11 protein-coding genes are annotated in these 11,850 nt (G+C 55.2%); 5 read left to right on the top strand and 6 right to left on the bottom strand.

Going from position 1 to position 11,850, the window contains the following annotated elements; translation table 11 throughout:
• Positions 1-13: 13 nt before the first annotated feature.
• The 5 genes from INF86_RS08060 to mntR form a co-directional block, all read right to left on the bottom strand.
• Positions 14-1,537 (bottom strand): efflux transporter outer membrane subunit, encoded by a 1,524-nt coding sequence (locus INF86_RS08060; RefSeq protein WP_193543408.1) that lies wholly within the window; start codon positions 1,535-1,537, stop codon positions 14-16.
• A complete protein-coding gene (locus INF86_RS08055) occupies positions 1,537-3,108 on the bottom strand; it encodes a DHA2 family efflux MFS transporter permease subunit (RefSeq protein ID WP_193543407.1) in 1,572 nt (523 codons plus the stop codon). Before INF86_RS08055 ends, INF86_RS08060 begins: the two co-directional genes overlap by 1 nt.
• Positions 3,105-4,199: an HlyD family secretion protein gene (locus INF86_RS08050; RefSeq protein ID WP_022647528.1), complete on the bottom strand. Its 1,095-nt coding sequence runs from the start codon at positions 4,197-4,199 to the stop codon at positions 3,105-3,107. The genes INF86_RS08055 and INF86_RS08050 overlap by 4 nt, the downstream gene beginning before the upstream one ends.
• A 101-nt stretch (positions 4,200-4,300) precedes the next feature.
• Positions 4,301-5,410: an anion transporter gene (locus INF86_RS08045; RefSeq protein ID WP_045308536.1), complete on the bottom strand. Its 1,110-nt coding sequence runs from the start codon at positions 5,408-5,410 to the stop codon at positions 4,301-4,303.
• Entirely contained in the window at positions 5,407-5,880 is a 474-nt protein-coding gene (gene mntR / locus INF86_RS08040) for a manganese-binding transcriptional regulator MntR (RefSeq protein ID WP_022647526.1), read from the bottom strand. Before mntR ends, INF86_RS08045 begins: the two co-directional genes overlap by 4 nt.
• A gap of 182 nt (positions 5,881-6,062) precedes the next feature.
• On the opposite strand from mntR, the gene mntS reads away from it, so the two are divergent.
• The gene (gene mntS, locus INF86_RS08035) at positions 6,063-6,191 is read left to right on the top strand and encodes a manganase accumulation protein MntS (RefSeq protein WP_022647525.1); all 129 of its coding nucleotides are present in this window, start codon (positions 6,063-6,065) and stop codon (positions 6,189-6,191) included.
• Between the two features lie 268 nt (positions 6,192-6,459).
• The gene (locus INF86_RS08030) at positions 6,460-8,043 is read left to right on the top strand and encodes a phosphoethanolamine transferase (RefSeq protein WP_022647524.1); all 1,584 of its coding nucleotides are present in this window, start codon (positions 6,460-6,462) and stop codon (positions 8,041-8,043) included.
• Positions 8,044-8,159: 116 nt separating this feature from the next.
• On the opposite strand, the gene ompX is transcribed toward INF86_RS08030, so the two are convergent.
• On the bottom strand, positions 8,160-8,678 hold the full coding sequence (gene ompX / locus INF86_RS08025; protein WP_003858450.1) for an outer membrane protein OmpX: 519 nt from the start codon (positions 8,676-8,678) through the stop codon (positions 8,160-8,162).
• A 354-nt stretch (positions 8,679-9,032) separates the two neighbouring features.
• Between ompX and rhtA the strand changes: the two genes are divergently transcribed.
• The 3 genes from rhtA to glnH all read left to right on the top strand — a co-directional run bounded on the left by rhtA (position 9,033) and on the right by glnH (position 11,827).
• A complete protein-coding gene (gene rhtA, locus INF86_RS08020) occupies positions 9,033-9,920 on the top strand; it encodes a threonine/homoserine exporter RhtA (RefSeq protein WP_023305742.1) in 888 nt (295 codons plus the stop codon).
• A gap of 298 nt (positions 9,921-10,218) precedes the next feature.
• Complete coding sequence (gene dps, locus INF86_RS08015) at positions 10,219-10,722, top strand: DNA starvation/stationary phase protection protein Dps (protein ID WP_000100801.1); 504 nt, start codon at positions 10,219-10,221, stop codon at positions 10,720-10,722.
• 361 nt (positions 10,723-11,083) lie between these two features.
• Positions 11,084-11,827 (top strand): glutamine ABC transporter substrate-binding protein GlnH, encoded by a 744-nt coding sequence (glnH, locus tag INF86_RS08010; protein WP_003858455.1) that lies wholly within the window; start codon positions 11,084-11,086, stop codon positions 11,825-11,827.
• The last annotated feature ends 23 nt before the right edge of the window (positions 11,828-11,850 follow it).

The raw sequence follows: 11,850 nt of genomic DNA, 5'->3' as shown, positions 1-11,850 counted from the left end.
CAATCCTCTGAATCTATCCGCGCGGGGCATCGCCAAAGACGCTGTAGTCTGGCAGCTGAACCTGCTGATACGGCTCCCAGCCGCCGCCGAGGGCTTTGTAGAGCGCCACCAGGTCAAGCGCGCTCTGCACCTGCGCCTGCGCCCGCTGCTGTTCGGCCTGAGCGAGCTGACGCTGGGCGTCCAGCACGTCAATAAAACTGGCGATCCCCTGTCGGTAGCTGTCGCTGGCGAGATCAAAAGCGTTTTGCAGCGCGTCGATGGTTTTCGCCAGGCCCGCCTCACGCTGCTGGTCAGTGCGATAGCTCACCAGCGCGTTTTCAACATCGCCGAGCGCCGTCAGCACCGTCTGACGATAGTCCAGCACCGCCGCCCCTTGCTGTGCGCGGGCCACCTTGACGCTGGAGACCAGCCGACCGCCCTGGAAGATGGGGATGGAGACCTGCGGACCGAAGCTGTAAAAGTGGCTGCTCCAGTCGGTCAGCCAGCCGGATTCGCTGTTACGCAGGCCAAACTGCCCGGAGAGGGTGAAGCTTGGGAACAGTTCTGCTACCGAGACGCCAATTTGCGCCGTAGCGGCATGGAGGTTCGCCTCAGCTTCGCGCACGTCCGGGCGACGACGCGCCAGCGTTGACGGAATGCCGGTTTGCACAATATCCGGCAACGCTGGCATCGGCTGCACGGATTGTAATTCGGCATCCAGCGCCCCCGGCGGTTTGCCGAGCAGGATGGCCAGCCCGTTCATCGCCTGGCGTTCCTGCGCCTGATACTGCGGCAATTGGGCTTCAAGATTGCCCAGCTGCGCCCGGGCGTTTTCTACGTCCATCTGCGGTGACAGCCCGCCCCGCTGGCGGCTTTCGGTCAGATCCAGCGTCTGCTGCGCGCTTTCAATTTGCGTATTAAGCGTGGCAATGATGCTCTGCGCCCCTCGCAGCTGTAGCCACGCCCGCGCCACTTCGGCTTCCAGCGAGACCAGCGCATCGTTACGCTGCTCGATCGCCGCCCGCTGCTGCGCCTCGGCCGCTTCTACCTGACGGCGCACCTTGCCCCACAGGTCGATTTCCCACTGAGCGTCGAAGCTGCCCTGATAGAGGTTAATCGGCTGCGTCAGCGGGCCTAACGCGCTTCGCAGCTGCGGATCGACATTATTCAACTGGTCATACACGCCGTGGGATTTCAGCTCCCCTTCCAGCCCAAGCTGCTGGCGCGTCGCCTGCACATTGCCATTCACCGACGGGAAAAATGCCCCACCGGCCTGGTTAATCTGTTCGCGCGCGCCGGCAATGCGCAATACCGTTTGCTGTAGCGTCAGATTTCCGGCGATGGCGCGTTCAATCAGGCTGTCGAGCTGCGGCGAGCCGAAGGTATTCCACCAGCGCGGGTTGGTGGCGGCGGAGGACGTTTGCGATTTCACCGCGCCGTCGCCCTTATCGTTCCAGTGCGTGGTGGCGGGCGGTGCAGGCTGTTGGTAGTCCGGCCCGACGGCGCAGCCCACCAGCAGCATCATTATCATCAGGGGGTGTAAACGTCTGTGTATCATCAGTGTGCTCCTGCACTCCCCTCGCTCTTAACCGGCGAGAGCAACAAACAAAACGGAATCAGTAAGAAGGCCACCGCGCTCAGAATGGTGAAGACGTCGATGTAGGCCAGAAAGCGCGACTGCTCGATCATGGTCTGGTACATCTGCCCGGTGGCAATGCCGGTCGGATCGCCCACCTGAGTGGTGAAGTTCTGGATCGCCTGGGCGCTTTCGCGTATCGCCAGCTGGAACTGCTCATTAAACGGCGAAGCGTGGTAAGCCAGATGCGCGCTGTGCGCCTGCGAGCGCTCGGTGATCGCCGCCGTCGAGAGCGAAATCCCAATCGAGCCGGCCACGTTGCGGAACATGGTAAACAGCGCCGCCGCGTCGGCGTTAAGCCGCCTCGGGATCGAGATAAAGGCGATGGTGGTGAGGGGCACAAACAGGAACCCGAGTCCAATCGACTGGGCGCTGCGGAACAGCACCAGCGTTTCGAAATCGATATCCGGTGTCAGCGTCCGGGACCAGAAGAAGGACACCGCCAGGCAGGTAAAGCCGAAGGCGATGATCCAGCGCGTCTGCACCACCGGCATCAGCTTCAGTACCAGCGGAATAGTCAGCACAATCAGCACCGCCCCGGGCGACAGCACCAGCCCGGACCAGGTGGCGGTATAGCCCAAATCCTGCTGCGCCAGTTGCGGAATAACCACCGAACTGCCGTAGAGGATCATCGCCATCCCCGCCATCAGCAGGCTGGAGATCGCAAAGTTGCGATCCTTCATACAGTGCAGATCCACCACCGGCTTTTTGGCATACATCAGCCAGTAGATCGCGCCGATAATGCCGACCAGCGTCAGTACCGCGAAGGTGCGGATAAAGTTCGAATAGAACCAGTCATCATCTTCGCCCCGGTCGAGCATCACCTGCAAACAGCCAAGTCCGAGAGCGATCAGGCCGATCCCCGTCCAGTCGACGGTGAGCTTCTCTTCCGACTTTTTCTCCCACGGCGGATCTTCCAGCAGCTGATAGATGGCCAGCACCGTCACAATCCCTACCGGAATATTGATAAAGAACACCCAGCGCCAGGAGTAGTTATCGGTGATCCAGCCTCCCAGCGTCGGGCCAAGTACTGGCGCGACGATAATGGCAATGGATGAAAGGCCAAAGGCTTTGCCCCTGTCCTCCGGCTTGAAGTAATCGAGCAGCACCGATTGCTGCGTGGGCTGCAACCCGCCGCCAAAAAAGCCCTGCATCACACGGAACAGGATGATTTGCCAAAGCTCGGTGGCGATGCCGCACAGGAACGAGCAGATGGTGAACATCACAATGCAGATCAGGAAGAACTGCTTGCGGCCAAACAGCCGGCTCAGGAAGGCCGAGATCGGCAGCACGATGCCGTTCGCCACCAGGTAGCTGGTGAGCACCCAGGTAGATTCGGCATAGCTGGCCGAGAGCGACCCCGCGACGTGGGGCAGCGCCACGTTGACGATGGTGGTGTCCAGAATTTCCATAAACACCGCCAGGGTGACCACAATCGCCACCGCCCACGGGTTACTGGCGGGCTTCCAGTTTTCGTGGCTGCTGTCCGTCATTCCACGGTGACCTTCGGTTCAACCGACAGCCCCAGCGGCAGCGGTTTGTTCGGATCCAGCCCCTTATCAATGACGATTTTCACCGGCACGCGCTGAACGATCTTCACAAAGTTACCGGTGGCGTTTTCCGACGGGAAGGCGGAGAAGCGCGAGCCGCTGCCCTGCTGGATGCTGTCAATATGGCCTTCGAGCGCCATATCCGGCCAGGCATCGACGGACACGGTCACTTTGTCGCCCGGCTTCATACGTTCAAGCTGCGACTCCTTGAAGTTCGCCACCACCCACACGTTCGGGGAAACCAGCGAGAACAGTGCCGTGCCTGCCTGCACCAGCGTACCAGGCTGGACGTTGCGTTTGGTGACAAAACCGTCGAACGGGGCGCGGACTTCGGTATAAGAGAGGTTCAGGTTGGCGGTTTCCAACTGCGCTCTGGCCTGATCGACCTGCCGTTCGCGGGCTTCGACGTTAGTCTCCTGCTGGCGGATTTGCAGCTGGACCTGCTCCGCCACCTCCAGCTGCGCCTGCGCGCTGGCCAGACCCGCCTGGGCACTCCGCAGTTGAGCGTTCGCGGCATCGATGCTTTGTTGTGTGGTCGCGCGGGGGTCAACGCCGCGCTGACGGCGGTACTCCGCCTGAGCGTTGGCCATATCCGCCTGGGCTTTCAGTACCTGGGCTTTGGCTTCATCGCGCTGGGCGGGATATTGCACCTTCGAGAGCGCCAGCTGCGCCTGCGCCTGATGCAACTGCGCAACCGCCAGCCCAAGCTGGGCCTGAGCCTGATCGCGCTGGGCGGTGGTATCACGCGGATCGATCACCACCAGCACATCCCCTTTCTTTACACGCTGGTTATCCCGCACGCGAAGTTCGGTAACGTAGCCTGCCGTTTTTGGGGCAATGGTCACTACGTCGCCGTCGGTGAAGGCGTCGTCGGTGGTCTCTTCGTTACGGGTTAAAAACCACCAGACCAGCGCCACGATCACCATCACGATGACCACGATGCCAAGGATAATTAACGGTTTTTTGCCCGGGCGCTTGCGCTCGTTATTGTTTTGATCCTGCTCGTCAGCAGGTGGATTTTGATCTTCTGCCATAGTTCAGCAACGGTCCTGTCAGTGAGCGGCATCACACTATGCCGTTCACTAAAGCTAGGACGTTGCTATACATTTGCCAGGAAAAACTGACAAATTGCGCACTATATGAGAAGGAATAGTCCGAAACCGACCGCCGCAGACCAGAGCAGCATCGGGATTGACCATAAATGGAAGCGCCACCAGATGCGGCGATCGTTGGCCATCCGCAGGGCGATGAGGTTGGCCAGCGAGCCGGGCAGCAGCCCAAAGCCGCCGACGTTGACCGCCCACGCCAGCAGTACCGTTGGGGGAACATAGTTAAGCAGCAAAATGGTAGACGGCACGTTACTGATCACCTGCGAGAGACCAATCGCCGTCAGCCATAATCCCGGCTGCGACAGACCGCTGACGCTATGAAGAACGGTCTGCAATACCGGGAGCTGGACCAGCAGATGCACGTCAATAAACATCGCCATAAACACCAGCAGCAGCGTCCAGTCAACACTCACCAGCACCCGCCGGGCGAGGAACAGGAAGCCACACGCCACCAGCAGCGCGCCCGCCAGCGCCTGGTTTAACTCCAGCGCGGTAATGAAAACGATATACAGTCCCAGGCAGCTCCAGACGAGACGCGGCTGCCACTGGGGGCCGGTGGTACCGCTGTGGTACTGCAACGATTTATTCGGGAAAGCAAACCAGCCCACCACCAGCAGCGTCGCCACGATCGCCAGCGCCAGCGGCGCCATCTGCCATGTAAATGCGGTAAACGACAGGCCGGAGCGTCCCCACAGCAGAATGTTCTGCGGGTTACCGATCGGCGTGAGCAGCGAGCCTGCATTGACGGCCAGCGCTTCAAAGATAATCAGACGGGTAACCGGTATTTCGCACAGCTTACGCAGCGTGAGCGTAAGCGGCACCACGATAAACAGCGCTACGTCATTAGTGAGGAACGTCGACAGCAGCGCCGCCGAAAAGACCATGAACAGAGCCAGCTTGCGCTCGGTGGCGAAGCGGCGCACCATTTTGCGCCCCAGCACGTCAAAATAGCCGCTCAGCTCCACGCCTTTGGTGAGCATCATCAAACCGCTCAGGGTAATAATGGTGCGCCAGTCTATGGCCGCCGGCCAGGTGTGCGGCGTGAAGGGCACAAAGACGCTGAGCCCAACGCCAGTGATAAGTAAAAGATGGAAAAAACGATCGCGTTTCAGGGCCTGCAAGCCGGGGATGTTCATTCAGCGGCGGGGCCATATTTGAGCGTAAATTCGCGGAACTTCACCAGCGTCTCTTCGCTGACGTGGTGTTCCATACCTTCGGCATCCCGACGGGCAATTTCCGGGCTGACGCCCAGCACCAGTAAAAAATTCTCGACGATCTGATGGCGCTCGCGGCTCTCCTGCGCCAGCTTTTCGCCTTCAGCGGTGAGAAACACCCCGCGCCAGGGGATCATCTCGATCAGCCCGACCGACGCCAGACGTTTTAACATTTTGGCAACGGTTGGCTGCGACACCCCCAGGCGTGCGGCCATGTCCACCTGGCGCGCTTCTCCAACTTCACGAATCAGATCGGAGATCAGTTCGACATAATCATCAATCAGCTCCCGGCGGTGCGCCTCACGCACCTGACGGAAGCCTTCCACATGCTCTTCAACGTTCACCAGTTGCGTCGTTTTTTTTGTAGTTGGCTTACCTGCGCGACGGTTCATTGTGCTTCCTCAATGGGTTGACGCTTCCAGCGCCCTGTAACGGAGCGCACATTGTAAACCATAGCTCTACAAGCACAAAAAATTAACGAATTAGCCATAGCTATACAATATAGCCTGTGCTATATCTGTATGTAATGCAGTCACCCTTCACGGATCGAAGGGATCATGAATCAGGAGGTCTTATGAATGAATTCAAGAGGTGTATGAACGTGTTTACTCACTCTCCTTTTAAAGTGCGTCTAATGCTGTTGAACATGCTGTGCGATATGTTTAACGCCAAACCGCATCAGGACGACAAATCTTCTCACTAAGCGGCGTCGCGGCACGCCGCTTCATTTTCCTGTCACACTTTCGTTGTAAACTCGCTTTTTCCTGATTATTTTTGCGGATTTGCAGCCCCCTTCGCAAAACATCTGTTTAGCAAGTGTTGACCTTGATTCACGCTCGCACTATCTTCTTGCAGCCCTGCACAATTTGCGGCTCGCTGAAGCGGACCTCCATTCCCTTTCCACGCACTGTCCGGCAGGCTTTGACCCTTGACGCCAGGGTGAGCACATGGCGTTTTCGTGATAGTGATCTATGAACGTAACCCTGATTGATACACTTGTTACCCGCAGCCGGGCCCTAAGCCCGTGGACGGGATTTTATTTTTTGCAATCGCTGTTGATTAACTTTGCTCTTGGCTACCCCTTTAGCCTGCTTTATGCCGTCGGGTTCACCTGCATTCTTCACCTGCTATGGCGAAGCGCACCGCGCATGCAGAAAGTGCTTATCGGGATCTGTTCTCTGGTGGCTGCCGCCTATTTCCCGTTCGGCCAGGCCTATGGCGCGCCGAACTTTAATACCCTGCTGGCGCTCCACTCCACCAATATGGAAGAGTCTACAGAGATCCTGACGATCTTCCCGTGGTACAACTACGTGGTTGGCCTTTTCATTTTTGCTCTCGGCGTGATTGCGGTTCGCCGTAAGCAGGTCGGGAAAAAAACATGGGGTAAAATTGAAAGCCTGTGCCTGGCCTTTAGCGTAGTGACGTTTTTTGTTGCGCCGGTACAAAATCTGGCCTGGGGCGGCGTGTTTAAGCTTAAAGATACCGGGTATCCGGTGTTTCGCTTCGTTAAAGACGTGGTAGTGAATAACGAGGAAGTGCTCGACGAGCAGGCGCGTATGGCCGAGCTTTCCACCATGAAAGATACCTGGAACGTGCTGGCGGTGAAACCGAAGTATCACACCTATGTGGTGGTGATCGGTGAAAGCGCGCGTCGCGATGCGCTCGGCGCGTTTGGCGGTCACTGGGATAACACGCCGTTTGCCAGCTCCGTCAACGGTACGCTGTTTACCGATTACGTGGCGGCCAGCGGCTCGACGCAGAAATCTCTCGGTCTGACGCTCAACCGTGTCGTGGATGGAAAACCGCAGTTTCAGGATAATTTTGTCACCCTGGCCAACCGGGCAGGTTTTCAGACGTGGTGGTTCTCCAACCAGGGGCAGATCGGCGAGTATGATACCGCCATTGCCAGCATCGCGAAGCGTGCCGACGAGGTACAGTTCCTGAAAAGCGGTGATTTCGAAGCCGATAAAAACACAAAAGATGAAGCGTTGCTAAAAATGACCGCGCAGGTCTTTGCCACTCAGCGCACCCAGCCGCAGCTGATCGTCCTGCACCTGATGGGGTCACACCCGCAGGCATGCGATCGTACCGGGGGAAAATATGCGGAGTTTGTGCAATCCAAAGAGACCTCGTGTTATCTGTACACCATGACGCAAACCGACGATCTGCTCAGCAAGCTGTACGCGCAGCTGCGCAACAGCGGCGATAGCTTCTCGATGGTCTATTTCTCTGACCACGGTCTGGCGTTTAAGGAGCGCGGTAAAGAGGTGCAGTATCTGGCCCACGATGACAAGTTTCAGCAGAACTTCCAGGTACCGTTTATGGTGCTGTCGAGTGATGACAAAACGCATCGCATCATCAAAGCGCGCCGTTCCGCGAACGATTTCCTGAAATTCTTCTCACAGTGGACGGGGATTAAGGCGAAAGAGATAAAAAATGATTACCCGTTTATCTCCGGGAAGAAGGGCCCGCCAGTTTACATTACCAACTTCAGGTTACAGAAAGTTGACTATAACCATCTGGGGACGGATATTTTCGATATTAAGAGTAAGTGATCTCTGCCGTCTCGTGCAGGCTGATGCCCTCACCCTGGCCCTCTCCCACGGGGAGAGGGTACAAACAAAAAAAATCCGCCACATTGGGCGGATTTTTTACTGGCTCACCGAAGTGATTAGAAGCGGTAACCTACGCCCGCGATCCAGGTGCCAACGTCAACGTTGCGGATACGGCTCTGCTCATAGGAGAAGTCCAGAGCAACGTTTTCGATCGGGTTGAACTGCATACCTGCGCCATAGGAGAAACCGTAGTCGCTGTTGCTTGCAGTACGGTTCAGACCCTGGTTTTCGGTCTGCTGGAATTTACCGTAGCCAACACCTACAACACCGTAGATGCTTGCCCAGTCATTCAGGCGGTAAGCAGGACCCGCGGTGATGCCGTAGTACTGACCTTTATTGTAAGAGCCATTTTCAGTACGATCTTTCTCGGTGTAAGTGAAAGAACCGATCACACCCAGCGGGTTGTTGTCTTGCTCGTAACGGTACTTCAGGTTGAAACCGTTGGTTTTGTTCATCACGCCCTGCATATCGCTCTGAGCGTAACCACCAGTTACAGTAGAAGTTGCCGCTACAGCGGTACCTGCGGAAACAGCCAGAACAGCTGCCAGTGCTGAAAGACATGCAATTTTTTTCATAACCACCTCAAATGTGCTTCAAGTAAGTCCGTAAGTTTTAAATATATCAAAAAAATCTGTGAAACTCTTTGTCATTCACGATGTCTAATGCGACCTTTCCTGTAACAGAACATTTCCAGCACCAGCTATCTCGTTCAAATAACTCCAGATTTTCACCTGTAAATGCTAATAGTGCGCGTCATCGCCATTTAGTTCATCCAGATTATTCCTAATCTTTCAGGCGATAAAATCAGCAACGTTTTCTCATTTTACGGATTTTCCCTGGATTTTTTTCAACAGTAGCTCAACCGTTGCAGGTTATTTCCATTACACTGCGACTTTTACCTCTTTTGACAAAAAATGACAGGAGAAAGGATGCCAGGTTTACCTCGTAAATCGTCGGTCTGGATGCCGGTGGCAGTCATACTTATCGCGATGATGTCCATACAAAGCGGCGCGTCGCTGGCAAAATCGCTGTTTCCGCTGATTGGTGCGCCCGGCGTCACGGCGCTGCGTATCGCATTAGGCACCCTGATCCTCGTGGTTGTCTTTAAACCCTGGCGGCTACGGTTTAAAAAGGAGCAGCGACTGCCTCTGCTTTTTTATGGGCTGGCGCTGGGAGGGATGAACTACATGTTCTACCTCTCTATTCAGACTATCCCGCTGGGGATCGCGGTCGCGCTTGAATTTACCGGCCCGCTGGCGGTTGCCCTCTTTTCTTCTCGTCGCCCGGTAGACTTTATCTGGGTCATACTGGCCGTGCTGGGGCTATGGTTCCTTCTGCCGCTCGGCCAAAGCGTTTCACAAATCGATTTGACAGGGGCCGCTCTGGCGCTGGGCGCAGGGGCGTGCTGGGCGGTGTATATTCTCACTGGCCAGCGTGCGGGCGAAGAGCACGGCCCCGCGACGGTCGCCTTAGGCTCGCTGATTGCCGCGGTTATCTTTGTCCCGATCGGCATGGCACAAGCAACGGACTCAATATGGCAGTGGTCAATCCTGCCGGTTGGGCTGGCGGTCGCCATTCTTTCCACGGCGCTGCCCTACTCTCTGGAGATGATCGCCCTGACGCGTCTGCCTACGCGTATTTTTGGTACGCTCATGAGCATGGAGCCCGCGCTGGCTGCCATCTCTGGAATGATGTTCCTCGGCGAAACCCTGACACTGGTGCAGACGCTGGCGCTCTGTTCCATTATCGCGGCGTCAATGGGCTCTACATTGACCATGCGCCCGGAACCAAAAGTACATAAGATTGACCTCAACTAGCCCTTAAATTCTGCATGGCTTACCGGCCATGCAGAATATAGGTCTCGTCAGCCCTTCAAATAATTTCTTACAAACTCTCTTATATTGCCAAAATATTTCACCTGCCCGCCTTGTCACTTAACGAATTAAGATTGATCTGCATCAATTTATATAAAAAACTTTAAAATCATTAAGTTAAAACTTCAACCATCCTTTCGCTATTAAACCGATAGGCAGCGCCAAACCGCAGAGAAAAAATCCGGTGCTATACTTAATCCCGTAATTACCTGGGACACAAACATCAAGAGGATATGAGATTATGAGTACCGCTAAACTGGTGAAAACGAAAGCGTCTAATCTGCTTTATACCCGTAACGATGTATCGGATAGCGATAAAAAAGCGACCATTGAGCTGCTGAATCGCCAGGTGGTCCAGTTCATCGATCTTTCGCTGATCACCAAACAGGCCCACTGGAATATGCGCGGTGCAAACTTTATTGCCGTTCATGAAATGCTGGATGGCTTCCGCACAGCACTGGTGACTCATCTGGATACCATGGCCGAACGCGCCGTACAGCTGGGCGGTGTGGCTCTGGGTACCACGCAGGTGATCAACAGCAAAACGCCACTGAAAAGCTATCCGCTGGATATCCATACCGTTCAGGATCATCTGAAAGAGCTGGCGGACCGTTATGCGATTGTCGCGAACGATGTTCGTAAAGCGATTGGCGAAGCAAAAGATGAAGACACCGCTGATATCTTCACTGCCGCGTCACGCGACCTGGATCAGTTCCTGTGGTTCATTGAGTCAAACATCGAATAATCCCTGCGGATTGTCTGAATAACCCTCGCCCCTGGCGGGGGTTTTGCACATTTATGGTGCACACTTTTGTCCGCAACGGCCGCAAAAGTGAATAAAATGTAATAATCACCTCACACAACCGTTAACGGAAGATTGTTTTTTCGTCAGATTCTGCGCTAAATATCCCCCTGTCAGAAGACCTTAACGAAGCGCACCAAAACGGTGCTCCATTCTGGTGCAACCTGACAGAATTGCCACGCTTTTTGTGCAATGCGTGACATTATCCCCTTTGCAAAACAACAGCTTGTAAAACTGGCACGATTTTTTCATTGTGCCTGAGGTTCTCGCAGGGGATCGCCCCGTGGATATAAAAGGAAATGCTATGAAGTCTGTATTAAAAGTTTCACTGGCTGCACTTACCCTGGCGTTTGCGGTGTCCTCGCAGGCTGCCGACAAACTGGTTGTGGCGACTGACACGGCGTTCGTACCGTTTGAATTCAAACAGGGTGATAAATACGTTGGTTTTGACGTTGATCTGTGGGCCGCTGTCGCAAAAGAACTCAAACTGGATTACACCCTGAAGCCAATGGATTTCAGCGGCATTATCCCGGCACTGCAAACCAAAAACGTTGACCTGGCGCTGGCGGGCATCACCATTACCGAAGAACGTAAAAAAGCGATCGATTTCTCTGACGGCTACTACAAAAGCGGCCTGCTGGTGATGGTGAAAGCGGATAACAACGACGTGAAAAGCGTGAAAGATCTCGACGGTAAAGTGGTCGCCGTGAAGAGCGGCACCGGTTCCGTTGATTACGCGAAAGCCAATATCAAAACCAAAGACCTGCGTCAGTTCCCGAACATCGACAACGCTTACATGGAACTGGGCACCAACCGCGCAGACGCGGTGCTGCACGACACGCCTAACATCCTTTACTTCATCAAAACCGCCGGTAACGGCAAGTTCAAAGCGGTAGGTGATTCCCTGGAAGCTCAACAGTACGGTATTGCGTTCCCGAAAGGCAGCGACGACCTGCGTAATAAAGTTAACGGCGCGCTGAAAACCCTGAAAGAGAACGGCACCTATAACGAAATCTACAAAAAATGGTTCGGTACCGAGCCTAAATAATTTCACCTGACTTCAGGTTTGTA

Origin of the sequence: Enterobacter cloacae complex sp. I1M, assembly GCF_014982425.1 — a bacterium.
Lineage (GTDB): Bacteria > Pseudomonadota > Gammaproteobacteria > Enterobacterales > Enterobacteriaceae > Enterobacter > Enterobacter intestinihominis.
The sequence above is the reverse complement of the archived record's forward strand: the minus strand, read 5'-3'. Positions and strand labels throughout refer to the sequence as shown.